We start from the raw sequence: 23,832 nt of genomic DNA, 5'->3' as shown, positions 1-23,832 counted from the left end.
AATTAATCCTCGAAAGTTATTCTAAGAACTTCTTCTACCGAAGTAATTCCCTGTATAACTTTATTTATTCCACTCTGCCTTAGAGTAGTCATCCCAATATTGATAGCTTCTCTTTTTATCTCGGTAGCAGGGGCACCTGTTAAAATTAGCTCTCTCATTTCATCTTTTATTGGCATAACTTCATACAAAGCAACTCTTCCTAAGTATCCTGTATTGTTACATTCAGAACAGCCATTGGCTCGATAAGTTTTAAGGTGGTCTATCTTATCTGCAGAAAATCCTATTTTTAAAAGAGTTTCTTTTGAATATTTTTCTTCTTTTTTACAATTCTGACAAAGCTTTCTTACAAGTCTTTGAGCCATAATTAAAATCACTGAAGAAGATATGAGGAAAGGTTCAATCCCCATATTTACAAGCCTTGTTACGGTGCTTGCAGCATCATTTGTATGAAGGGTACTTAAAACAAGATGTCCTGTTAAAGCTGATTTTACAGCTATTTCCGCAGTTTCAAAATCTCTTATTTCACCAACCATTATGATATCAGGATCCTGTCTTAGAAAAGACCTCAGAGCAGATGCAAATGTAAGCCCGATTTCTTCTTTTACCTGAACCTGATTTATTCCCGGAAAACTGTACTCCACAGGATCTTCAACTGTCATTATATTCACGTCAGGTTTATTAAGAGTCATCAGTGCTGAATAAAGAGTTGTTGTTTTACCTGAACCAGTAGGTCCTGTAACAAGTATCATTCCATATGGCTTTTGCAACGCTTCAAGAAAAAAATCTAATGAGTTTTTTTCAAATCCCAATTTTGTTAGATCAAGTTGCAGACTTCCCTTTTCAAGAATTCTTAAAACAATCTTTTCTCCATGAATAATCGGTAAAGTTGAGACTCTAAAGTCAACTTCCCTGTTTGAAATCTTTAACTTGATTCGTCCATCCTGTGGCAGTCTTTTTTCAGAAATATCAAGATGTGCCATAATTTTAAATCTTGTAATCAATGAACTTTTTATCTGAAGTGGAAGATTCAAACTTTTATGAAGAACGCCATCGATTCTGTATCTTACAGAAACGCCTTTGTCATATGGTTCGATATGAATATCACTGGCTCTCATTTTTAAAGCATCTACTATTATTTTATTGGCCAGTTTAATAATAGGAGCTTCGACTTTAACATCCTCTTCTCTAAACTCAAATTCCTCTGATGACACCGCATCGCCAAGCGCACTTTCTACAAGATCAGCAACTGTTTCAGTTTTTTTTGTATCATTTGCAGAGAGCATAAACTTCTCAAATATCTTCATTATTTCAGATTCTTTTGTTAGATAGATTTCTAAATTAAACCCTGTTAGAAGAAATTTCAGATGGTCACCTACAATATCTGATGGATTGCATATCGCTACTTTTATAGTATTGCCTGTTCTGGCAAATGGTACAACTTTATACTTTTTGATAACTTCCACAGGAATTAATTTAAATGCATTTATATCAATTTCTGTATGTAATAAATTAATTAGACGATAACCATATATTTCACTCAGGGTGTGAACAAGCTGGTCCTCGGTTAAATACTTTAATTTGATAAGAGCAGCGCCAATCTGGATTCCTTCAGATTTTTGTAATTTTAAAGCATTAAGGAGTTGTCCTTCTGATATAACTCCCTTTTTAACTAAATACTGACCTAAAGAGGTAGCTCCGACAAGTGCCATTTTATATTCTAATAAAATCTAGTAAATTTTTCACTTCTTCCACCCTAGAAAATGCCATTATATGGATACCATTACAGAGTTTTCGCTCTAATATACTTAAAATTGTGGAACTTGCAAACTCAATTCCAAATTTTTTCACATCTTCATCTTTTAATCCTTCTGTTCTATCTATTAACCACTGTGGTACAACAACCCCAGGAATATTACTGACAAGGTAGTTTAACATTTTTTTACTTCTTATAATAACAATACCTGCAATTACTAATGTTTCAAACTTTGCTGCATATTCCATAAATTTCTCAAGTCTTTTAATATCAAAAATCATCTGAGTTTGAAAAAACTCTGCTCCCATTCTCCACTTCTGCTCGAACCTTTTTAGTTGAGGCATTAAAGGTTCTGCATTGGGATTTACCACACCACCATAAAAAAAATTAGTTTTACCGTTTAATTTATTTCCATTAATATCCAATCCTCTATTAAGGTTATCAACCAGTTTTATCAGTATTGAAGAGTCTATATCATACACAGGCTTTGCTTGTTTATGGTCACCATGGATTGTATGGTCTCCTGTCATTACAAGAAGATTTCGTATTCCCAATGCATAAGCTCCGAGCAAATCAGATTGAATTGAAATTCTGTTACGGTCTCTACAGGTCATCTGTAAAACAGGTTCTAAACCAAGATCAAGAGACAATTTGCAAGCAGCTGTTGATGACATTGTCATTGTAGCAGAGGGATTATCAGTAAAATTAACAGCATCCACTAAGTTTTTCAATTCCTCAAGTTTTTGAATTATTTTAGAAGTTTCAGGTCCTTTGGGAGGTGTCAGTTCTGCAGTGATTACAAATTTTCCACCCTGAAGCTTTTCTTTAAGCTTTGTCAATGATTGACTCCCTTTTGCCAAAGTATCTTGGTGTATTTGATTTTGCCCAATCTTTAGGACCTAAAATTTCCTGATAAAATCTGTCAAGAAAGCCTCTTTTTTCAAGAATACTATAAGCAATCACCCAAGCACACTTCCTTTGCGGATTAACCTCACATTTACCATCCTTATATCCTCCGCAGGGTCCATTAAGCATTGACTTAGGACAGAGTGTAACAACGCAAACTCCTGTTAATGCCAAAAAACACTCCCCACAGGCTCGACATCTTTCTTCAAATTCTTTAAACCTGCTCATATTGCCAATAAAAAGCGTATCATTGACAGGAATAACAGGCTTATCTTCAAATAAATCAGTAATGCTCTGAGTACCAGAGCCGCATGATAAAACCATAATACAATCAGCATTCTGCAGTGCTTCTTTATATTTAAAAAGCTCTCTTTTTGTTCCCAATATCTGACATCCTGTTTTGGCAATCATCCATCCAGTCACTGTTTTATTCTGAGTTTCAAGCCAAATTTTAAGATTTAAAATAGCTTCTTCATCACCTGTTCCACAAAGAGTTGCGCATTCAGAACAACCTATCAGAAAAAAAGTTTTACAATTCTGAATATATTTTTCAAGATCCTTATATTGTTTATGTTTGGTTACAATCATCCTGATAACTCTTTCTGGAGTTTTGCTGCAATAACTGTATTTTCCATGAGCATTGCTATTGTCATTGGACCAACTCCTCCGGGAACCGGAGTTATGTATGAAGCCTTCTTTTTAACTTCATCAAAATCAATATCTCCAACAACCCTTCCTGTATCTGTTACATTTATTCCAATATCTATAACAACTGCACCTTCTTTTATCATATCCGCACTGATAAATCTCTCTTTGCCAATTGCAACACAGAGTATATCAGCTTTTTTGGTTATCTCTGTAAGATTTCTGGTTCTGCTGTGACAGATGCTAACAGTTGCATTTTTTCTTAAAAGAAGTAAAGAAAGCGGTTTACCAACTATAATACTTCTTCCTACAACAACTGCATGCTTACCTTCTAAAGCAATCTTATATTCATCAAACATTTTTAAAACACCCTTAGGGGTACATGGTATAAAAAGAGGATTGTCAGTTAAAAGTCTCCCTAGACAATATGGTGTAAAACCATCTACATCTTTAAACGGACTGATTTTTTCAAGAATCGCATTCTGATCTAAATGAGATGGAAGAGGAAGCTGAATAAGAATTCCATTAATTCTCTGGTTATTATTTAATTCTTCAATTAGTTTGATAAGATTTATTTCTTCTGTATTTTCAGGCAGTTTAAAAATCATGCTCTCAATTCCAAGTTCTTTACAAGCCTTTTCCTTGAAAGAAACATACTTTAGCGATGCTTTATTATAACCGACAACTATAACAGCAAGACATGGACTAATACCTCTATTTTTTAAAACTTCCACATCTTTCTTTATGTTTTCCCTTATTTTAAAAGACAATAACTTTCCATCAAGAATCTCAGTCATTTCATTCACTCCTCTTACCCATCAATTCAAGTGCTTCCTGTCTTGTGGTCTGATTTCTTCTGAATATTCCTCTCACTGCTGAAGTAAGTGTTTTCGTCCCGATTTTTTTTATCCCTCTCATGCTCATACAGAGATGCTCTGCTTCAATAACAACTATACATCCCTCTGGTTTTAATTTATTCATAAGCAAATCTGCAAGCTCCTTTGTAAGTCTTTCCTGAACCTGTGGTCTTTTTGATAAATAATCCACCGCCTTTGGAAGCTCACTTAAACCAACGATTCGTCCAGCCGGAATATAAGCAATATGCACATACCCAAAAAAAGGCAAGAGATGATGCTCACAAACTGAATAAAATGGAATCTCTTTAATAAGAACCATCTCATCATGCGTTTCTCCGTCAATATATTTAAGCAAATCTTCTTCTGGAGGTAAAAGTCCTCTGAAAATTTCTTCACACATTCTCGCAATGCGTGATGGTGTTTCTCTTATACCATATCTGTCGGGATTTTCTCCAATTCCTTCAAGAATAAGTCTTACACCTTCTTCAATTTTTTTCCTATCAAACACAGCTTATCACCCTCTCATCAGTAATTATTAAATCAACTCTTTTATCATGTGCCAGGACTGGTAATTTATCAACTATCTGTTCTTCATAAGCCAGTCCAATAGCAAAGCCTTTTTTATGTAAAAGGAGTCTATCATAAAATCCTCCGCCATAACCAATTCTAAAACACTGTTTATCAAAAGCAACGCCTGGAACAGCTATTACATCAATGTTTTCTATTAATGCTCTTTTACTGGTTGATGGTTCAAGAATTAATTTATATCCTGGAGTTAATTCCTCAATTTTATCAACCCAGAAAAGCTCAAGCCTGTTTGATTTTTTGTTAACTTTAGGGAAAGCAGTTTTAATTGATTTGTTTATGCAATATTGAAAAATCATCCATGTATCAACCTCGCTTCCAAAAGATGCGTAAAGAAGTATTGATTTAATACTGTTTGTTTCTAAAAAATGAATGAAAGAAGAAGCAATTTTTAAATTCTTCTGTTTTTTAATTTGTTCATCAATATTTTTTCTTCTCTCAAGCATTCTACTTCTGATTTCTTGTTTTGTCATTTACCAGATTTCTAGCTCTGTAAATTAAAATTGCATTTTTAATAGAAAAACCCTGTTTATAAAAGACAAAAAATTAACATGGACTTATAAACTCATTTTGAATTATACCATTAAATAAGCGTTTTGTGGTATTATTAAACTTTATGGAATCCAGGTCAATTATAGAACTTTCCAACAAATTGTTAATTCCTACCTACACAAGATTTCCCATTGTGCTCAGAAAAGGCAGAGGAGTAAAAGTCTGGGATGTGGATGGTAAAGAATACCTCGATTTTCTTGCAGGGATTGCAGTAAATGTTCTTGGACACTGTCATAGAAAAGTCGTGATGGCACTCCAAAAACAGGTCCAGAGATTAATACATGTTTCAAATCTATACTATACAGAACCACAGCTAAATCTGGCAAAACTTCTTATTGAAAATTCATTTGCAGACAGAGTGTTCTTCTGTAATTCAGGGACAGAGGCAAATGAAGGAGCCCTCAAGCTGGCAAGAATATATATGAAAAATAAATTCGGACAGGAACGCTTTGAGTTTATTGCAGCCGAGAATTCATTTCATGGTAGAAGCTTTGGCAGTCTCTCAGTAACAGGGCAGGCAAAGTATCATCATGGCTTTGAACCACTACTTCAAGGTATAAAATTTGTTCCATTTAATGATGTAACAGCAATGGAGAAAACAATAACCGACAAAACAGCCGCTATAATTCTCGAACCAGTTCAGGCAGAAGGTGGGATAAACATTCCATCAAAAAACTATTTTAAAAAAGTAAGAGAACTCTGTGACAAATATAACATTCTCTTAATTCTTGACGAAGTTCAAACAGGAATTGGCAGAACAGGTAAACTTTTTGCTTATGAACATTTTGGCATCAAACCAGATATAATGAGTCTTGCAAAAGGACTCGGAAGTGGAATCCCGATCGGAGCAATTCTAACAACAGAAGAAATTGCTCAGGCAATGGGGCCAAAAACTCACGCATCAACATTCGGTGGGAATCCTGTTGCCTGTGCTGCTGCTGTTGCAACTATTGAGACGATTCTTGAAGATGGTTATCTTCTCGATTACGCACAAAGAATGTCTAAATATATAGTAAAAAAACTCAATTCTCTTAAAGAAAAACATCAAGAAAAAATTAAAGAAATTCGAGGTGTTGGATTGTTGATTGGAGTAGAACTTTCAATAAATGGTGCTTCAATAGTAAAAAAATGTATAGAAAAAGGATTGCTCATTGGAACAGCAGGAGATGGTTCAGTACTAAGATTTACCCCTCCGCTGATAATTGAAAAAGAGGATGTGGATAAAGCCATATACATTCTAAATTCTGTATTGTCGGATATACAATGAAAAAAGATTTTTTAAGAGTATTTGATTTAAATCAAAATGAGTTTACTTATTTAATAAACAGAGCCCTTGAGTTCAAAGCAAATAAGGATCTTCATGAAACTCCTCTTTCAGGGAAAAGCATTGGTATGATTTTTGAAAAACCTTCCACCAGAACAAGAGTTTCATTTGAAGTTGCTATTTATCAGCTTGGAGCACATCCTGTTTATCTGAGTTCTAAAGAAATTCAGCTCTGCAGAGGAGAGGCAATAAAAGACACAGCTTTAGTTCTATCCCGCTATCTAAACTGCATTTTAATAAGAAGCTTCTATCACAAAACAATTAAAGAATTTGCAAAATGGTCAACTGTGCCTGTAATAAATGCATTAAGTGATGAACATCATCCATGTCAGGCAATGGCTGACATGATGACAATTTTTGAAAAAAAGGGGAAACTTGAAGGTATAAAAATAGCCTACATTGGAGATGGAAACAATGTAGCACACTCTTTAATTGAAGCTTCTGCACTTACAGGTGTAAAAATGCATATTGCCACGCCGCAAGGATGCGAACCTTCTGCAGAAGTTATTGAAAAAGCAAAAAGTTTTACAGAAATAAAACTGTTTCATGATCCGGTAATTGCTGTAGAAAATGCTGATGTTGTTTACACAGATGTCTGGCTCAGCATGGGAGAAGAAGAACATATTGAAAAAAAAGAAAAATTTAAAAATTTTCAGGTCAATGTTAAGCTCCTCAAACAGGCAAAATTAGATGTCATTGTTATGCACTGTCTTCCTGCACGCAGAGGAGAGGAAATAACCGATGAAATTATTGATGGACCTCAAAGCGTTGTTCTGGATCAGGCTGAAAATAGACTTCACACCGAAAAAGCAATTCTCGAGTTTTTACTCGCTTTGTAGGAATATTCTGATTTACAGTTATTCTAAAAATATGCATAATTTATTAAAAATTTACGTTACGGAGGTTTAACCATGCCATGGAAAATGGACATTAACCCTTTGGGTAGCCTTGCATTAAGTGCTTTCGTTGCTGCGATACCAATCCTTTTTCTTTTCTGGGCTCTTGCCTATAAGAGAATGAAAGGACATTGGGCAGCTATTTTAGCAGTCTGTATTGCGATGTTAATCTCCATAGTTTCCTATGGAATGCCTGTAAATCTTTCTGTCCTTTCAATCTTTAATGGTTTTCTATTTGGATTGTGGCCAGTGTGCTGGATTGTTGTAACAGCAGTCTATATCTACAACCTTTCTGTTGAAACAAGACAGTTTGAAATTATAAAAAACTCTCTTGCTTCAATCTCTGATGACAGAAGAGTTCAGGCTGTAATCATTGCCTACTCTTTCGGTGCATTTCTTGAAGGAGCAGCAGGATTTGGAACTCCAGTGGCAATCTCAGCAGCCATGTTAGCGGGGTTAGGGTTTAATCCTGTTTATGCTGCAGGTATCTGTCTTATTGCAAATACTGCTCCTGTTGCATTCGGTGCTATAGGAATTCCAATAGTGGTAGCCTCTGGGGTTTCTGGCGTTGATCTGATGGCAATAAGCAAAATGGTTGGAAGACAGCTTCCGTTTTTCAGCATAATTGTACCATTTTACATGGCTGTTGTTATGGCTGGATGGAAAAAAGCAGTTGAAATCTGGCCAATACTTCTTGTAAGTGGTGGTTCCTTTGCATTAACTCAATTCTTTGTGTCCAACTATATTGGACCATATCTACCAGATATTCTTTCAGCAATTGTCTCAATCATAGCAACAGTAATATTTGCCAAAATATGGCATCCGAAAGAATCATGGACCTTTGAACATGAAGCTGCTGCTACAGGAAAAGCAAAACTTGAATATACAGGAGGCCAAGTATTCAGAGCATGGGCACCGTTTATCCTTCTTTCAATATTTGTTGCTGCATGGGGTGTAAAACCAATTAAAGAAGTTCTTGACCAGCTTGCAACATTTAAATTTTCAATTCCAGGGCTTGATAAAGAAGTCATAGACCATATCGGCAAACCAAAAGCTGCAGTTTATGCATTTAATTTACTTTCAGCTGCTGGAACTGCAATTCTTTTTGCAGGACTTTTATCAATTCCTGTCATGGGAGCATCAATTGGCACAGCACTTAAAGTTGCCGGAAAAACCCTTAATCAGCTTAAATGGCCTATTGTTACAATAGGCACAATTCTTGGATTTGCCTATCTTTATAACTTCTCTGGAATGGCTATTACACTCGGTTATGCATTTGCTTCAACAGGTTCTATCTTCCCATTCTTTGCAGCATTTCTTGGCTGGTTAGGAGTTTTTATGACTGGATCAGATACATCATCGAATGCTCTTTTTGGAAAACTCCAGGAAGTTACAGCACGTCAGATTGGAATAGATCCTGTTGTTACAGTAGCATCAAACTCCTCTGGTGGAGTCTTCGGAAAAATGATTTCACCACAATCAATAGCTGTTGCAACAGCAGCTACAGGATCTGTGGGTGAGGAAGGTAATATTTTTAGATTCACCTTGAAACATTCTCTAGTTCTTACGTTCTTATTGGGAGTTTTAGCAATGCTTCAGGCATACGTATTTACATGGATGGTTCCTCACTGGGAACAGGTGGTTCAGACAGCAGTTGCAGCTACTAAGTCAGTTGCTCAAACTGGTATGTCTCAAGCAGGAGTTAACTATCTAATTGGGACATTCGTCATTTCAATATTTATAGTAATTTTATCAAGAATCATCGGAAAGGGAGAAGTAAAATGATTGATGATGGTTTCATAAAAAAGTGTAAAGACATCTTTGGTCCTGAAAATGTTCTTACTGATAAAGCTGAACTAATAACTTACAGTTATGACGCCACTCCCGGGATTCCAAGCGAGATTCCCGGGGTGGTTGTTTTTCCTCAAAATATAAAACAGATTCAAGAACTCATATCTCTTGCAAGGCAGACAAAAACACCTATATATCCTAGAGGTGCAGGAACCTGCTTAAGTGGAGGACCTGTGCCATTAAGTAAAGGTGTTGTGATTTCTTTTCAGCGAATGAATAAAATCATCGAGATTGACGCTGATAATCTTACAGCAACTGTTCAGCCTGGAGTGATTATTTCAGATTTAAATAGCGCGGTTTCTAAATATGGATTAATATATCCACCAGACCCTGGTTCTATGGCAACTGCTACGGTTGGTGGTTCAGTTGCTGAAAACTCAGGTGGACTAAGAGGACTCAAATACGGTGTTACCAAACATTATATTATGGGAATGGAAGTTGTGCTTCCAACCGGTGAAATATTCAGATATGGCGGGAAAACAGTAAAAAATGTTACAGCATATGATTTTACAAGTCTTTTTGTTGGTTCAGAAGGCACTCTTGGAATCATAACAGAGATAATATGTAAACTGATTCCGGCACCAAAATACTATAAATCCATGATTGCATTTTTTGACAGAATTGAGGATGCTGGGAAAACTGTTACAGATATTATTCGTGCACATGTTATACCAGCAACTCTTGAAATAATGGATAAAGTTACCATTCAAACAGTAGAAAACTACGCAAAAGTAGGACTTCCTGTCGATGCTGAAGCTTTGCTTTTAATTGAAGTGGATGGCATGGGCAAAGATTCTGTTGATTGGGAAGCAGAAAAATGTCTTGAAATTATCAAAGAAAACAATGGCAAAGCTAAAGTTGCCCAAACAGCTCAGGAAAGAGACTCAATATGGACAGCTCGTAGAGCAGCTCTTCCTGCTCTTGCCCAGGTAAAACCAGCAACAATCCTCGAAGATGCCACTGTTCCAAGAACAAAAATTGTTGAAATGCTCGCTGCAATTTCAAATATTTCCAAGAAATACAACATCATGATAGGCACATTCGGGCATGCGGGTGATGGAAATCTTCATCCAACACTACTTATTGATCCTTTAAACAAAGATGAACTTGAGCGTGTTAATAAGGCTATTGATGAAATATTTGAAGTTGCTCTATCTTTTGGAGGAACACTTTCTGGTGAGCATGGCATTGGAGTAGCCAAACTTAAATATCTTAAAAATGAAATTGGAAAATCAGGCATTAAAACTATGAGGCGGATTAAGCAAGCACTTGATCCCGATAACATTTTAAATCCTGCCAAGCTTGTACCAGTGGAGGATTAAAGTGACAGCCAAAACAGTCTTTGATGATGTTGAGACTCTGAAAAAAGAGTTAATACGTTGCATGAAATGTGGCAACTGCATGTCTGTATGTCCAGTATACGGAGTTGAGGAGAAAGAATCTTCTGTTGCAAGAGGAAAGATAGCTCTTGGAGAAGCCATTCTTGACGATAAAATAGATATAGATGATGAAACTCTCGTTAAGTTGATATTTAACTGCCTTGTTTGTAAATCCTGTATGCTGGCATGCCCTTCAGGTGTCAGATATGACAGGATTATTCTTGGATTGAGAGCTACGATTGCAAAGAAAAAGGGCCTGCCATTCATTAAAAAAGTTCTCTTTGGATTGCTTAAAAATCCAGAATTATTTGATAAAGGCATGAAAGCTTTTGCTACAATGCAGGGATTGTTTCTGAAACATGAAGAACAAAAAGTGAGAGCTCCGAGAGGATTACTCAGACAGTTCGGGAAAAGATTTGATGAAGAGTTTTTACTTCCTGAAATTTCAAAAGAAAGCTTTAGAGACACCGTGCAGGAACTGGAAGATGTTGAAGATGCACAAGCAACAGCAATATTCTTTACAGGCTGCTCTGTAAACTACTTTTATCCTGAAGTTGGAAATGACCTCATCTATGTTCTTAAAAAAAATAAAGTACGAGTAATCACTCCCAGAAAGCAAAACTGCTGTGGAATGCCTGTGATGGTTCATGGAGATATAGATACAGCCAGAGAGCTGGCTAAAAAAAATATTGATATCTTTGAAAAAGTTAATGCAGGCTATATAATCACAGTCTGTGGATCCTGTGGAAGTGCATTAAAACATGAATATCCCATTATTCTGGAAGGTGATACCGCTTACGAAGAAAAAGCGAAAAAATGGACTGATAAAGTTTATGATATATCAACATTTCTTTTGAAAATTATTAAATTCGAACCACCAAAAGGTGAGCTTAACCTCAAAGTCACTTATCATGATTCATGTCATCTAAAAAAATCAATGAAAGTATTTAATGAACCAAGGCAACTTCTAAAAATGATTCCCGGAATAACTCTGATTGAAATGAAAAAACCTGATATGTGCTGTGGAAGCGGAGGCAGTTACCATCTTACTCATCCAGATACAGCATTAAAAATTGCTCAATCAAAAGCTGAAGACATAAAACAGACACAGGCAGATGTTGTATGTACTGGATGTCCTGCCTGTATGATGCAACTTTTTGAAAGCATCCACAGATGGGATAATAGCTGTAAGGTTTTACATACAGTCAATTTATTAGCACAATCATACAAATCTGAGGAGAAAGAAAATGTTTAAGCTTTTTAAACAAAAGGCAGAAGTAGTAAATGCTGAAGTCTACTCATTTAACAATAAGACAGATGTGCTTAATTTTATAAAAGATTTTATAAAACAGAACATATCTGATGAAGTTTCCAAATCTGTTGTATGGTGTTATTCCGAATTTCTTGAAGGCATAGATTTAGATTCTTTGAAAAAGGAACTCCCTCAAATTGAGTTTGATATTAATCCCAATTCTGCCAACTCAGCTAAAATTGGAATAAATCAGGTCAATTTTGGAATTGCGGAAACAGGCAGTATAGTTGAGATATCTGATACTCTTACAAAAAGACTCTGTTCAAGTTTGACTGAAATTCACATCGCTATTCTTCCATGTAATAACATTTTACCTGATATGGAATCACTGATGAAAAAAATTGACATTAAAGCTATTCCATATATGACTGTAATTAGTGGTCCTAGCAGAACAGCAGATATAGAAAGAGTGCTCACCATAGGAGTGCACGGGCCTGAGAGAGTAATTATTCTTTGTGTAGAAAACTTTTAGGAGGAAACTATATATTATGATAAAAGAAGAAATACAGAAGGCTTTAACAAATGCCAATCTTTCTGGAGCATTAACGCGCTTTTCAGAAGCTTATGTTATAAGCAGAAAAAAGATTTACGAGGGACTTGATTTTGAAGCATTACGAGAGCAAATTGTATCAAGCAAATCCTATACAGCCGACCATCTTGATGAATTAGTTAATCAGTTTATTAAATCAGCTACTGACAATGGAGCAAAGGTTTTCTTTACACAAAATCCTGATGAAGTAAGAAATTACATAATTGAACTTGCAAAGAAGAACAATGTAAAAAGCGTTGTTAAATCAAAATCAATGGCAACTGAAGAGATTCATTTAAATAAATATTTACAAGAAGCAGGCATTGAAGTTAATGAAACAGACCTTGGAGAATGGATAATTCAACTTGCAGGACAACGACCTTCGCATATGGTTTTACCAGCTATCCATTTAACAAGACATGATGTTTCAGACATATTCACAAAAAAGGTTGAACCAATTGAGCCTGACATCTCCAGAATGGTTAAATTTGCAAGAAAGCATCTGCGCAGAAAATTTATGACAGCAGATATGGGAATTACAGGTGCGAACATTGCCATTGCTGAAACAGGAACACTTGTTGTATGTACAAATGAAGGAAATGCCCGTCTTACAATGGCCTTACCTAAAATTCATGTTGCTGTTGTTGGGGTTGAAAAACTGGTTGCAAAGATCGAAGATACTTTCCCAATTTTAAGAACATTGGCAAGAAGCGCAACTGTTCAGATAATAACCAGTTATGTATCCTTTGTCAATGCACAGACCGAACATACAGATGGTTCAAAAAAAGAGCTCCATATAATTCTTTTTGATAATAATCGCAGCAAGTTAGCAAAAGACCCGCTTTTTAAACAGACATTTCAATGTATACGCTGTGCTTCATGCCTTAATGTATGCCCTGTTTTCAGAATAATAGGAGGACATGTATTTGGAAGGGTTTATACTGGTGGAATAGGAACAATCCTTACTGCATGGACAGAAGGTCTGAAAGCTTCTAAAGATATTCAGGGGCTCTGTATTCAATGTGGAAATTGTGTAAAGGTCTGTCCAGGCAAAATAAACATTCCTGATTTAATTCTGGAACTCAGGAAAAAACTTGCAAAAGAAGAAGGATTAAACTTCAAAACAAAAGCAATATATTCAGTTGTTAATAACAGAAAACTTTTTCATACAATACTCAGGACTGCATCAAAACTTCAGAAACCCTTTGAAAAACAGGGATTTATCAGGCATCTGCCATTCTTTCTTTCAGAACTTACAGAACAGAGAAGTCTTCCTGCTATTGCTGATGTTGCATTCAGAGATAGATTTAAAAATATCAAACAACCAAAATCAGATAGAAAAGCTTTATTCTATGCAGGCTGTCTTATCGACTTTGCCTATCCTGAAATAGGTGAAGCTCTGGTAAAGCTTTTAAATACTGCTGGTATCGAAGTTTTATTCCCAGAAGAACAGACCTGCTGTGGTGCTCCAGCAAGGTATTCTGGAGTTATGGACGTTGCGGCAAACAATTCAAAACAAAATGTTGAAGCACTGTTAAGTCTTAACGCTGAATATATTGTTTCTGCCTGTCCAACCTGTACTGTTGCCCTGAAAAAACAGTTTATAAAAGATCTAATAGATCAGGATTATAAAGAGGATGTAATCAAAAAAGCACAGGAAGTCTCTACAAAAGCTATTGATGCATCAGCGCTAATAAATAAACTGATAAAAGAAGGTAAAATCAACTTTAAAAAATCAAATGAACAAACATTTACATATCATGATCCGTGTCATTTAATAAGAAGTCTAAACATTTATATGGAACCACGAGAGAGTCTACAATCCTCAGGGCTTAAACTGATAGAGATGTTTGAATCAGATACATGCTGTGGCATGGGAGGTTCTTATTCATTAAAATTTCCAGAAATATCAGGAATCATTTTGAAAAGAAAACTTGAAAATATTAAAAAAACAGGAGTAAAACTTGTGTGCACTGACTGTCCAGGCTGTGTAATGCAGATAAGAGGAGGAGTTGATAAGGAGGGACTGGACATTCAGGTCAAACACTCATTAGATATACTTGTAGAGAGACTTCAATCGAACAATGAAAAATAAAATTCTAATTTTTTAAGAGGAATAAACTTAATCTATTCATTATGAAAGTATAAAGATTTTAAAGGAGTAAAAAATGATTAAAAATTTTAATGTAAAAAGAATTATACAGGGCAGGCTATGTAAAGGTGATGAAATAATATCCGGACTTAGCAGTTTTTTAAAAGATAACTCGATAACTTCAGGTATTATAACCGGAATTGGTGCTGTGAGCTTTGCCAAAATTGGCTATTATAACCAGACTGAACGAAAATATATAGCCAAAGAGTTTAATGAAGCCATGGAAATTTTATCCCTCAAAGGCAATATTTCAATAAAAGATAACGAACCATTTATGCATCTTCATATTGTCCTGTCAAAAGATGATTTTACATGTATTGGTGGACATCTTTCTGAAGCTAAAATTTTTGCTTTTGAATTCGAAATAATTGAATTTGAAGGAATTAGTTTTGAGAGAGGATTTGATAGTGATACAGGATTATTTCTATGGAAAGATTAATCTAACATTTCCTCAAGAGTTATCTTGACACACTCTGCTAAAACTGGAGGGTTATAACCACCCTCCAGAACAAATATTTTTGGAACATATGAAGCCAATAAAATACTTCTTATCACACTTCTCACACCTTCTGTTGTAACATTTATATAGCTCTGCGGATCATCCTGATGCATATCATATCCAGCAGAGACAAGGATTAAGTCTGGTTTAACTTCTCTTATTTTCTGAGGAAGAATATCCTGAAACACCATTAAATACTCTTTTGTCCCGGAACCAGCTCTTAACTGAATATTATAGGTACAACCTTCTCCTGCATCTTTTCCTCTTTCAAGTTCTCTTCCTGTTCCTGGATAAAAAGGAAATTGATGAGAACTGAAATAAAAAACAGAACAGTCATCTTCAAAAATATGCTGTGTTCCATTACCATGATGCGCATCTATATCAGCAATAAAAATTTTTCTAAATCCCTTTTTTTTAGCATAAGCCGCACCAACTGAAATATTGTTAAAAATACAAAAACCCATTGCACTATCAATCTCTGCATGATGCCCTGGCGGTCTTACAGCACAAAAAGCTCTATCAAATTTTTTATTAATTACACCATCAACAGCCTCTAAAACAGCACCAACCGAATAACAAGCTACTTCATAAGTATGTTCACATATATAAGTATCTGGATCTATATATCCAGGAGGTAAGTTTTTTATTTTTTCAATATAGTCGAATTCATGAACCAGAAGAAGGTTGTCTTCTGTTGCTTTTCTTGGTTTTACATGTATTAATTTGTCCCATATTCCTTCACTTTTAAGATGATTGACAATCGCAATCAGTCTTTCCTTTGCTTCAGGATGCCCTTCCGGAGTTTCGTGTTTCAAAAAAATATCGTCGTATATAAAAGCAACATGTTTATTCATAAAAAATAATACTCTTCTCACATGCTCAAAGTCAATTCATGCAATAAATTTTATTAAAATAAATATTAATTTTAACAACTAAAAACTGTTCAAGATTATGAAATGTTTTAATATTAAATATATAACCAGAATTTTTTCAGTTTACCACTCTTTAATATCTCGATTTTACGAAAATTGATATAGATAGAATGAAACAGTGATAATATTTTTACCATTTATTCACTAAAATAGGACCTACTTTTATAAGACCTGTATCACTGATTTCAAGAAAATGTGTTCTGGTATCATGCCCGCAAAGCCTGCAACCATCTATTCGAAAAAGCCTTACTATCTCTCCCAGAGGTTTACCAAAAACCTTCGAACTATATTGAGACATTATGAGCTCTTTTGCAAGCACCATTGTACCATCAACAATATGCCCCACAGCATAACCACCTGCTGCCTCAGCAGTGAGCTCTTCATGTCCAGATCGTTTTTGTGAGACAATAAGAGCAGTCTGATACCATTTTTTTAAAAAATTATAAATTTGTCTTATTATTGTTCTCGCGAGCATTTCCCTGTGTTCATAAAATCCAGTTACTGAATCAATAACAGTAATAGTTGTGTTATATTTTTTTATCACATATGCCAGAGTTGCTAAAAGATTAGGAGTATTTTCACGCAACATAGTATGAGAAGCAGCATCTATTAATATAATACGGTCTTCTATATCTGAAAATTTAATTCCCATTGCACTTGCTCTCTCATTAAGAGATGTTGCAACAAAAGCTGATGGTGTTTCTACAGTTATAAATGCTATATTGCTACCAAGTTCTGCCTGTTTGATTGTAAATTGTTCAACTAACAGAGTCTTACCTGTATCAGAAGATCCTGTAATGTTTATCACACTTAAAGAGGGTATTCCACCAAGTGGTTTTTTGATAATTTTTTTATCTTTTATTTCCGTAATAAAGAAAAGGTCATCAAGTCCTTCAACTCCAGTTGGAAGTCCTTTTAATTCAGGAGATTTTTTTAATGCTTCTCTGCTTTTTATTATGCTCTCTTCAATGACCTGTGGTTTCTCAAAGTCCATTCTTTCCACTGTCCACCTCCGAAGCCAGCTCTCGATCATTCTCAATTAAACTATTAACTGTCTTCTTTGCTTAGATTATAAGCAAGTTTAACGATAGCTCCTGCGATATGTCCTCTCAACTCTTTTCCTTCTTCTTCCATAAAATCTTTTATTTTTTTTATCTTTTCTTTTACTAATTCAGGATTGGATTGCAGTATATTTCTGACAGACTGTTTTGAAAGTCCAACTTCTTGAGCTATTTCATCATCTGTTTTATTATATTCTTCTTTCAATACCACTGCATAAGCTGCCCTTGCAAGTGCAGGTAACCATGTCAGAGATCTGTAGTCACATAATTGCTTTAGACCACCCAGCAATTCAATTGCATTTAAAAATAATTTCTGGACTCTTGCTTCAATATTGACCTCAATTACTTCACTTTCTTTTACCATGATAACACCTCCGCATCTTTTTTAGATTATATTTTGATATGATTTTCTTGAAGCTAGGTTAGATTTGTATCTCTATAATAGTAAATTAACAAAACATTTCGGTTAATATCAAGAATCTTTTTATTTTAAATTTTTAAATAAAAACGGGATTACTACTAATTGTGATTATTTCAATTATACTTTGACTTAAAAAGTCAAAAAATTTTAAGACTATGACTAAATATAGCCATAAAATAAACAAACTGGAAAAATAAAAAGGAATATAATTCTTATCATTGTAAAAAAGTGGGGAGCAATAAATCTCCCCACTTTTTTATTATTTTGGAATCAGCTTAGTTGCCAATTGAACCCTTATTGTTGCTCTTTCAAGTGCTGCCTGAGCTCTTGCAAGGTCAATATCTGCTTCGCCAGCTTGAGCCTTACGAATTTTTTCCTCGGCACGTGCCAGTGCTGCTTTTGCTCTTTCCACATCAATTTCTTCTACTCTCTCCGCACTGCCGACCAGTACAAGAACCCTGTCATTTAGTACTTCACAATATCCTCGATTAACAAAAAGATAATAAGTCTGTCCTTCCTTTTTGTATGAAAGTGAACCAATTCTTATGGCAGTTAAGAAAGGACAATGTCCAGGCAAAACTCCAAAGTCACCTTCGGCTCCTGTGGTATAGACTTCATCAACATCTTCGTTTATTAATTCCCCATAAGGAGTTATAACTTCCAACTTCAATTTGTTTTCCATTCCATACACTCCTTTTAATTAAACCTGTCTTGTATATCCCATCTTCTTCGCTTTCTCTTCAACTTCTTCAATTGGACCAACCATATAAAATGCCTGTTCAGGCAAATCATCATAATGTCCATCAAGAATGGCCTTGAAGCCTTTTATTGTTTCATCAAGTTTTACATATTTCCCTGGTGTTCCAGTGAATGTTTCTGCAACAGCAAATGGTTGACTGAGAAATCTTTGTAGCTTCCTCGCTCTTGCAACTGTTAATTTATCATCTTCTGACAGTTCTTCAATTCCAAGAATTGCTATAATATCCTGCAATTCTTTATATCTCTGTAGCACTGCTTGAACACCTCTTGCAACCTGATAATGCTCCTCTCCAATAATTCTCGGGTCAAGAATTCGGCTTGTAGAATCAAGAGGGTCAACAGCAGGATAAATTCCAAGCTCTGCAATCTGTCTTGACAAAACAACTGTGCCATCAAGATGCGCAAAAACTGCGGCAACTGCAGGGTCTGTCAGGTCATCAGCAGGAACATATATTGCCTGCATTGATGTAATAGAACCTTTTGCTGTAGTTGTAATTCTTTCCTGTAATGCACCCATCTCAGTAGAAAGAGTTGGCTGATAACCAACTGCAGATGGCATTCTTCCAAGAAGAGCTGAAACTTCAGAACCTGCAAGAGTGTATCTAAAAATATTATCTATAAATATCAGAACATCCTGACCCTGATCCCTGAAATATTCGGCCACTGTTAGGGCTGTTAAAGCAATTCTAGCTCTAACACCAGGAGGTTCATTCATCTGCCCATAAACAAGGGCAACCTGCGGTAAAACTCCAGAATGTTTCATTTCAAGATAGAGATCGTTTCCTTCACGAGTTCTCTCTCCAACACCTGCAAAAACTGAAACACCACCATGTTTCATTGCTATGTTATGAATCATTTCCATAATAATAACTGTCTTACCAACTCCGGCACCACCAAACATTCCCATTTTACCACCTCTAACAAAAGGAACGAGAAGATCAAAAACTTTAACGCCGGTTTCAAACTGCTGTGTGGTTGGTGACTGTTCAGTGAATTCAGGAGCTGAAATATGAATTGGATAATTATCTTCTGCCTGAATTGGACCCATTTCATCAACAGCCTCACCAATAACATTCATAATTCTTCCAAGAACAGGCTTGCCAACTGGAACAGTAATTGGTGCACCGGTATCAACAACTTTCATCCCTCTAACAAGTCCATCTGTTGAACCCATGGCGATTGTTCTAATTCTGTTATCACCAAGATGCATTGCAACTTCAAGAGTAAGATGAATATCTGGCATACCTTTAGATGGATCACCAGGTTCATCTATCTTTAGAGCATTTAGAACTTCTGGGACCTGACCTTCAAACTCGCAATCAACAACAGTTCCTATAACTTGTACTACTTTACCTACATTCATACTTTTAAACCTCCTTTTATTCTCTTAATTTTATTCACCTTGTTTTAAAGCTTCAACACCACCTACTATGTCCATAAGTTCTGTTGTAATAGATGCCTGTCTTACTTTGTTAGCAAGAAGAGTTGTCTTTCTTATCAACTCATCACAGTTCTTCGTTGCGTTATCCATTGCTGTCATTCTTGCAGCTTCTTCTGCTGCCTGAGATTCCAAAAGAGCACGATAAATCTGAATTTCTATATAAATGGGTAGAAGCATTGCAAATAATTCTGGCGCAGCAGGCTCATATGTAAATGGGAAAAACCCCTGCTGTTCAGATGATTCAGAAGAGATTTTACCAACAGGTAAAATTCTATTAATTACAACTCGTTGAGAGATTACAGATTTAAACTCATTATATATAACCAAAACCTCATCAATCATCTCATCAATATATGAATTAATCATCTCCTGAGCTATCATCTGTGCGTGAGTATATTGAAGTTTTCCCGAAATCCCCGTCCATATATTTTTAAGAGGAACTTCTCTTCTTTTAAAATAATCCCTCGCTTTTCTACCAACAACTGAAATTGTAACATTAAATCCTTCTTTTTTCAGTCGATCTATTTCTTTTGTTGTATATCTCAATATATTTGTATTAAAAGCTCCGCAGAGTCCTTTATCAGACGTAATAACCATAACTTCCACATTTTTTATAGGCCTTCTTAAAAGCAATGGCGGAAGATCACCTCTTGTCTCAACTGCTCCAGAAAGATCTGCTAAAATCTGCTGCATCTTCGTAGAATATGGTCTGTATCTGAGCATGCTATCCTGTACTTTACGAAGCTTGGCTGCTGCCACCATCTTCATGGCAGAGGTAATCTTTTTTGTTCCCTGTATTGCTTTTATTTGTTTTCTGATATCTCTTAATGTTGGCATTTAACAGCTCCCTAACTTCAGATTTTATTTAAGCCTGAAAAGTCTTTTTAAACTCTAAGATAGTATCGGTAATTCTCTGTCTAAGAGTATCATCGAGCTCTTTCTTTTCTCTAATTTCCTTCCTGAGGTCTTCCTTCTGGCTTCTTATAAAACTTAAGAATCCCTGCTCAAAAGATTTAATTGCTGAAACAGGTAAATCATCAAGATGACCCTGTGTTCCTGCAAAAATCAACATAATCTGATCTTCAACAGGCATTGGTACGTATTGATCCTGTTTGAGAAGCTCCACCATTCTCTGACCTCTTTCAAGAAGTCCCCTTGTTGTTTTATCAAGGTCTGCTGCAAACTGAGCAAATGAGGCAAGTTCTCTATACTGAGCAAGATCTAAACGTAACATTCCAGCAACCTGCTTCATCGCTTTAATCTGAGCAGCACCGCCAACACGTGAAACAGAAAGACCTACGTTAATTGCAGGACGAACACCAGCATAAAAAAGTTCTGGCTCAAGATATATCTGACCGTCAGTGATGGAAATAACATTTGTTGGAACATATCCAGAAACGTCACCTGCCTGGGTCTCAATTACAGGGAGCGCTGTAAGTGAACCACCACCTTCTGCATCCGAAAGCTTGGCTGCTCTCTCAAGTAATCTTGAATGAAGATAGAATACGTCTCCAGGATATGCCTCTCTTCCTGGAGGTCTTCTAAGAATCAATGAAACCTGTCTATAAGCATATGCCTGTTTTGTAAGGTCATCATAACAAACCAATGCATGCATTCCCTTGTCTCTAAAATACTCACCTATTGCACAGCCAACATATGGAGCCAGATACTGCATGGATGCTGGTTCGGATGCGGTTGCTGCCACAATTATTGTATGCTCCATAGCACCGTATCTCTTCAATGTTTCAACGACCTGCACTACACTCTGTCGCCTCTGTCCACAGGCAACATATATACATATACAATTCTGACCTTTCTGATTGATAATGGTATCAAGCAAAATAGCTGTTTTCCCAGTCTGTCTGTCACCAATAACAAGCTCTCTCTGTCCCCTACCTATAGGAATCATCGCATCTATTGCCTTAAGACCTGTCTGAAGTGGCTCTTTAACTGGTTGACGTTTAATAATACCAGGAGCAATAACATCAACCTTTCTGAAGTTCTTTGCATTAATTGGACCTTTACCATCAATTGGAATACCGATTGCGTTAACTACTCTTCCGATAAGTTCCTCACCAACAGGGGTTTCCATAACTCTCCCTGTCCTTTTTACAAGATCACCTTCTTTAACAAGTTTATCTTCACCGAAAAGGATAGCACCTACGTTATCCTCTTCAAGATTCAGAGCCATTCCATAAACACCATTTGGAAGTTCAAGCATCTCGGAAGCCATGCAGTTATCCAGTCCATAAATTCTTGCAACTCCATCACCAATGGAGGTAACAATTCCAACTTCGCTGACATCAGCTTTTTTCTCAAAATCAGCAATCTGCTTTTTAAGGTACTCGCTAATTTCTTCCATCTTAAGTTCCATAGTTTCTCACCCCTTTATAAGCTTATCTCTTAAAAGACCCAACTGGCCTTTTATGCTCAAATCATACATTGTACTTCCCACCTTGATTCTCACTCCACCGATTAATGAAGGATCTATCTCATACTGAAGTTCGACTTCTCTGTCAGTAACGGCTTTAAGGGATTCAATTATTTTTTGCTTATAGCTTTCAGGAAGTTCAACAGCAGAAATAACAATGCCCTTTACTTTCTTTTTCAGCTCCATATAAAGCGTATTAATATATCTGATGATTTCATTCAGTCCTATTAAAACCCCTGTTTTACTGAGAAAAGTTAGAAATTTTTTCACTTCCTCTGAAAGAGATAATTTTTCACATAAATAACCAATCACATTTGATCTCTCTTCGTCATTAAATGAAGGAGATGCAAGCATGTTTCTAAAATTTTTATCCTTTTTCATTAAAGTTGCTACTAAATTTAACTTGTCAACAATCTCAGGAACCTGATCGAGAGATACCAAGTTTAAAAATTGTTTTGCATATTTTTTTGCCTTTGCACCTCTGACCTTTCTCAATTTTTCCGCTCCTCAATTATTTTTATTGATTCCTGAAGAAGCTTTTCTTGCTCTTCAGGTGTGATTTTCTCTTTTAGTTTTTGTTCACTCAATTGGATTGCAAGCTCCGCAGCTTCGAGCCTTAAAGCATCCTTAGCCATTTTCACCTCAAATTCTATATTCGTCTTTGCCTGCTCAAGAATTTTTTCTTTTAATTTTTCACTGTCTTGAATAATCTGCGCTTTCTCCTGCTCACCAATTTTTTTAGCAGTATCAAGAATATCCTGAACTTCTTTATCTTTTAATTTAAGTTTCTCTTCTACTTCCTGAAGTGCTTTTTGAGCAAGTTCTTTAGCCTGTTGAGATTCACTGATGCTCTTTTCTATTAATTCTTTCCGCTGGGCAAAGTAATTTTTCATTGGTTTACCTAAAAATTTAACCAGAATAAATACCAGCACAGCAAAGTTAATAATCTGATAAATCCAGCTTTTTAAACTACCTCCAGCATGTTCTGACTCAGCAGCAATTGCTGAAGATGCAATCATTACTATCATTATGGATATTAAAACAATCAATTTTCTCATATTGCCTCCATTTAAACCTTTACCAGTTTATTGACAATCTCTTCAGAAAGTCTCACAATCTCCTGCCTGAGCATAGTTCTTACCTTTTCTGTTTCAGCTTTAATCTCTGCTCTTGCTTTTTCAATCAGTTGAACAGCCTCCTTCTCAGCATTAGAAACAACGTCTCTCTGATAAGCAAGCCCCTCTTCCCTCAGAGCATCAATAATCTGCTTTGCCTGAGCTTTTGCCTGAGCTAAATCTGCATTCATCTGAGCAATTGCTTTTTCTTTTTTCTCATTCATCAGTTGAGCTTCTTCAAGAGCACTTTTAACTTTTTGCTCTCTCTGTCTGAAAAGTTCCATCATGGGTTTAAATAGGATAGCATTAAGAATAAACATTAGAATAAAGAATTGAACCATTAACACAAAAAACCAATTGTTGAATTCTAACATACCCCACCTTCTTTCTGTTAGATTTTTTTGACCTTGAAAAACAACTGCAAAAAAGCAT

Annotated in this window: 24 protein-coding genes; 8 read left to right on the top strand and 16 right to left on the bottom strand. The window is 35.8% G+C overall.

Features of this window, described 5'->3' with window-relative positions:
* Positions 1 to 2: 2 nt before the first annotated feature.
* Genes pilB through G581_RS0102685 form a run of 6 tightly spaced genes read right to left on the bottom strand, consistent with a single transcriptional unit; the run spans position 3 to position 5,219 of the window.
* Positions 3 to 1,709: a type IV-A pilus assembly ATPase PilB gene (pilB, locus tag G581_RS0102710; protein WP_028844500.1), complete on the bottom strand. Its 1,707-nt coding sequence runs from the start codon at positions 1,707 to 1,709 to the stop codon at positions 3 to 5.
* Between the two features lies 1 nt (position 1,710).
* On the bottom strand, positions 1,711 to 2,592 hold the full coding sequence (locus tag G581_RS0102705) for a methylenetetrahydrofolate reductase (RefSeq protein ID WP_028844499.1): 882 nt from the start codon (positions 2,590 to 2,592) through the stop codon (positions 1,711 to 1,713).
* Positions 2,579 to 3,247, bottom strand: a complete 669-nt coding sequence (locus G581_RS0102700; RefSeq protein ID WP_028844498.1) for a methylenetetrahydrofolate reductase C-terminal domain-containing protein — start codon at positions 3,245 to 3,247, stop codon at positions 2,579 to 2,581. The genes G581_RS0102705 and G581_RS0102700 overlap by 14 nt, the downstream gene beginning before the upstream one ends.
* Positions 3,244 to 4,101 (bottom strand): bifunctional methylenetetrahydrofolate dehydrogenase/methenyltetrahydrofolate cyclohydrolase FolD, encoded by an 858-nt coding sequence (folD, locus tag G581_RS0102695; protein WP_028844497.1) that lies wholly within the window; start codon positions 4,099 to 4,101, stop codon positions 3,244 to 3,246. Before folD ends, G581_RS0102700 begins: the two co-directional genes overlap by 4 nt.
* Before the next feature lies 1 nt (position 4,102).
* Positions 4,103 to 4,669, bottom strand: a complete 567-nt coding sequence (folE, locus tag G581_RS0102690) for a GTP cyclohydrolase I FolE (protein ID WP_028844496.1) — start codon at positions 4,667 to 4,669, stop codon at positions 4,103 to 4,105.
* Entirely contained in the window at positions 4,662 to 5,219 is a 558-nt protein-coding gene (locus G581_RS0102685; RefSeq protein WP_028844495.1) for a 5-formyltetrahydrofolate cyclo-ligase, read from the bottom strand. Before G581_RS0102685 ends, folE begins: the two co-directional genes overlap by 8 nt.
* A gap of 143 nt (positions 5,220 to 5,362) precedes the next feature.
* Here G581_RS0102685 and G581_RS0102680 point away from each other — a divergent pair, with 143 nt between their 5' ends.
* From G581_RS0102680 to G581_RS0102645, 8 genes are all read left to right on the top strand, one after another.
* Positions 5,363 to 6,565 (top strand): acetylornithine transaminase, encoded by a 1,203-nt coding sequence (locus tag G581_RS0102680; protein WP_028844494.1) that lies wholly within the window; start codon positions 5,363 to 5,365, stop codon positions 6,563 to 6,565.
* Positions 6,562 to 7,461: an ornithine carbamoyltransferase gene (argF, locus tag G581_RS0102675; RefSeq protein WP_051178745.1), complete on the top strand. Its 900-nt coding sequence runs from the start codon at positions 6,562 to 6,564 to the stop codon at positions 7,459 to 7,461. Before G581_RS0102680 ends, argF begins: the two co-directional genes overlap by 4 nt.
* A 72-nt stretch (positions 7,462 to 7,533) precedes the next feature.
* Positions 7,534 to 9,303, top strand: coding sequence for an L-lactate permease (locus G581_RS0102670; RefSeq protein ID WP_028844492.1), 1,770 nt, complete (start codon positions 7,534 to 7,536; stop codon positions 9,301 to 9,303).
* Entirely contained in the window at positions 9,300 to 10,691 is a 1,392-nt protein-coding gene (locus G581_RS0102665) for an FAD-binding oxidoreductase (RefSeq protein ID WP_028844491.1), read from the top strand. Before G581_RS0102670 ends, G581_RS0102665 begins: the two co-directional genes overlap by 4 nt.
* 1 nt (position 10,692) lies before the next feature.
* Entirely contained in the window at positions 10,693 to 12,003 is a 1,311-nt protein-coding gene (locus G581_RS0102660) for a (Fe-S)-binding protein (RefSeq protein WP_028844490.1), read from the top strand.
* Positions 11,996 to 12,532, top strand: coding sequence for a LutC/YkgG family protein (locus G581_RS0102655; protein ID WP_028844489.1), 537 nt, complete (start codon positions 11,996 to 11,998; stop codon positions 12,530 to 12,532). Before G581_RS0102660 ends, G581_RS0102655 begins: the two co-directional genes overlap by 8 nt.
* Positions 12,533 to 12,548: 16 nt before the next feature.
* Entirely contained in the window at positions 12,549 to 14,684 is a 2,136-nt protein-coding gene (ldhH, locus tag G581_RS0102650) for an L-lactate dehydrogenase (quinone) large subunit LdhH (RefSeq protein WP_028844488.1), read from the top strand.
* Positions 14,685 to 14,757: 73 nt separating this feature from the next.
* A complete protein-coding gene (locus G581_RS0102645) occupies positions 14,758 to 15,180 on the top strand; it encodes a PPC domain-containing DNA-binding protein (RefSeq protein WP_028844487.1) in 423 nt (140 codons plus the stop codon).
* Here the strand turns inward: G581_RS0102645 and G581_RS0102640 are convergent.
* The 10 genes from G581_RS0102640 to atpF (G581_RS0102595) form a co-directional block, all read right to left on the bottom strand.
* Entirely contained in the window at positions 15,177 to 16,094 is a 918-nt protein-coding gene (locus G581_RS0102640; protein WP_028844486.1) for a histone deacetylase family protein, read from the bottom strand. The genes G581_RS0102645 and G581_RS0102640 overlap by 4 nt on opposite strands.
* A gap of 208 nt (positions 16,095 to 16,302) precedes the next feature.
* A complete protein-coding gene (locus tag G581_RS0102635) occupies positions 16,303 to 17,166 on the bottom strand; it encodes a KaiC domain-containing protein (RefSeq protein WP_038064830.1) in 864 nt (287 codons plus the stop codon).
* Positions 17,167 to 17,219: 53 nt separating this feature from the next.
* The gene (locus tag G581_RS10365; protein WP_038064828.1) at positions 17,220 to 17,597 is read right to left on the bottom strand and encodes a bacterio-opsin activator; all 378 of its coding nucleotides are present in this window, start codon (positions 17,595 to 17,597) and stop codon (positions 17,220 to 17,222) included.
* Positions 17,598 to 17,913: 316 nt separating this feature from the next.
* Positions 17,914 to 18,336: a F0F1 ATP synthase subunit epsilon gene (locus tag G581_RS0102625; protein WP_028844484.1), complete on the bottom strand. Its 423-nt coding sequence runs from the start codon at positions 18,334 to 18,336 to the stop codon at positions 17,914 to 17,916.
* 18 nt (positions 18,337 to 18,354) lie between these two features.
* Positions 18,355 to 19,776 (bottom strand): F0F1 ATP synthase subunit beta, encoded by a 1,422-nt coding sequence (gene atpD, locus G581_RS0102620; RefSeq protein ID WP_028844483.1) that lies wholly within the window; start codon positions 19,774 to 19,776, stop codon positions 18,355 to 18,357.
* 30 nt (positions 19,777 to 19,806) lie between these two features.
* Positions 19,807 to 20,691 (bottom strand): ATP synthase F1 subunit gamma, encoded by an 885-nt coding sequence (atpG, locus tag G581_RS0102615; protein ID WP_028844482.1) that lies wholly within the window; start codon positions 20,689 to 20,691, stop codon positions 19,807 to 19,809.
* Between the two features lie 28 nt (positions 20,692 to 20,719).
* Positions 20,720 to 22,228 carry a F0F1 ATP synthase subunit alpha gene (gene atpA / locus G581_RS0102610; RefSeq protein ID WP_028844481.1) on the bottom strand — a complete coding sequence of 503 codons (1,509 nt, stop codon included), beginning with the start codon at positions 22,226 to 22,228 and terminating at the stop codon, positions 20,720 to 20,722.
* Between the two features lie 6 nt (positions 22,229 to 22,234).
* Complete coding sequence (atpH, locus tag G581_RS11520; protein ID WP_051178740.1) at positions 22,235 to 22,780, bottom strand: ATP synthase F1 subunit delta; 546 nt, start codon at positions 22,778 to 22,780, stop codon at positions 22,235 to 22,237.
* Entirely contained in the window at positions 22,777 to 23,343 is a 567-nt protein-coding gene (gene atpF / locus G581_RS0102600) for a F0F1 ATP synthase subunit B (protein WP_028844480.1), read from the bottom strand. Before atpF (G581_RS0102600) ends, atpH begins: the two co-directional genes overlap by 4 nt.
* 11 nt (positions 23,344 to 23,354) lie before the next feature.
* Complete coding sequence (gene atpF, locus G581_RS0102595; protein WP_038064688.1) at positions 23,355 to 23,774, bottom strand: F0F1 ATP synthase subunit B; 420 nt, start codon at positions 23,772 to 23,774, stop codon at positions 23,355 to 23,357.
* Positions 23,775 to 23,832 lie beyond the last annotated feature (58 nt).

The sequence above is a fragment of the Thermodesulfovibrio thiophilus DSM 17215 genome, from assembly GCF_000423865.1.
GTDB classification, from domain to species: domain Bacteria; phylum Nitrospirota; class Thermodesulfovibrionia; order Thermodesulfovibrionales; family Thermodesulfovibrionaceae; genus Thermodesulfovibrio; species Thermodesulfovibrio thiophilus.
The sequence above is the reverse complement of the archived record's forward strand: the minus strand, read 5'-3'. Positions and strand labels throughout refer to the sequence as shown.

What these genes read in the sequence shown, in the direction of transcription:
- pilB (WP_028844500.1), bottom strand. Translation starts at nt 1,709, where the DNA reads ATGGCACTTGTCGGAGCTACCTCTTTAGGTCAGTATTTAGTTAAAAAG.
- G581_RS0102700 (WP_028844498.1), bottom strand. Translation starts at nt 3,247, where the DNA reads ATGATTGTAACCAAACATAAACAATATAAGGATCTTGAAAAATATATT.
- folD (WP_028844497.1), bottom strand. Translation starts at nt 4,101, where the DNA reads ATGACTGAGATTCTTGATGGAAAGTTATTGTCTTTTAAAATAAGGGAA.
- G581_RS0102685 (WP_028844495.1), bottom strand. Translation starts at nt 5,219, where the DNA reads ATGACAAAACAAGAAATCAGAAGTAGAATGCTTGAGAGAAGAAAAAAT.
- G581_RS0102680 (WP_028844494.1), top strand. Translation starts at nt 5,363, where the DNA reads ATGGAATCCAGGTCAATTATAGAACTTTCCAACAAATTGTTAATTCCT.
- argF (WP_051178745.1), top strand. Translation starts at nt 6,562, where the DNA reads ATGAAAAAAGATTTTTTAAGAGTATTTGATTTAAATCAAAATGAGTTT.
- G581_RS0102670 (WP_028844492.1), top strand. Translation starts at nt 7,534, where the DNA reads ATGCCATGGAAAATGGACATTAACCCTTTGGGTAGCCTTGCATTAAGT.
- G581_RS0102665 (WP_028844491.1), top strand. Translation starts at nt 9,300, where the DNA reads ATGATTGATGATGGTTTCATAAAAAAGTGTAAAGACATCTTTGGTCCT.
- G581_RS0102655 (WP_028844489.1), top strand. Translation starts at nt 11,996, where the DNA reads ATGTTTAAGCTTTTTAAACAAAAGGCAGAAGTAGTAAATGCTGAAGTC.
- ldhH (WP_028844488.1), top strand. Translation starts at nt 12,549, where the DNA reads ATGATAAAAGAAGAAATACAGAAGGCTTTAACAAATGCCAATCTTTCT.
- G581_RS0102645 (WP_028844487.1), top strand. Translation starts at nt 14,758, where the DNA reads ATGATTAAAAATTTTAATGTAAAAAGAATTATACAGGGCAGGCTATGT.
- G581_RS0102640 (WP_028844486.1), bottom strand. Translation starts at nt 16,094, where the DNA reads ATGAATAAACATGTTGCTTTTATATACGACGATATTTTTTTGAAACAC.
- G581_RS0102635 (WP_038064830.1), bottom strand. Translation starts at nt 17,166, where the DNA reads ATGGACTTTGAGAAACCACAGGTCATTGAAGAGAGCATAATAAAAAGC.
- G581_RS10365 (WP_038064828.1), bottom strand. Translation starts at nt 17,597, where the DNA reads ATGGTAAAAGAAAGTGAAGTAATTGAGGTCAATATTGAAGCAAGAGTC.
- G581_RS0102625 (WP_028844484.1), bottom strand. Translation starts at nt 18,336, where the DNA reads ATGGAAAACAAATTGAAGTTGGAAGTTATAACTCCTTATGGGGAATTA.
- atpD (WP_028844483.1), bottom strand. Translation starts at nt 19,776, where the DNA reads ATGAATGTAGGTAAAGTAGTACAAGTTATAGGAACTGTTGTTGATTGC.
- atpG (WP_028844482.1), bottom strand. Translation starts at nt 20,691, where the DNA reads ATGCCAACATTAAGAGATATCAGAAAACAAATAAAAGCAATACAGGGA.
- atpA (WP_028844481.1), bottom strand. Translation starts at nt 22,228, where the DNA reads ATGGAACTTAAGATGGAAGAAATTAGCGAGTACCTTAAAAAGCAGATT.
- atpF (WP_028844480.1), bottom strand. Translation starts at nt 23,343, where the DNA reads ATGAGAAAATTGATTGTTTTAATATCCATAATGATAGTAATGATTGCA.
- atpF (WP_038064688.1), bottom strand. Translation starts at nt 23,774, where the DNA reads ATGTTAGAATTCAACAATTGGTTTTTTGTGTTAATGGTTCAATTCTTT.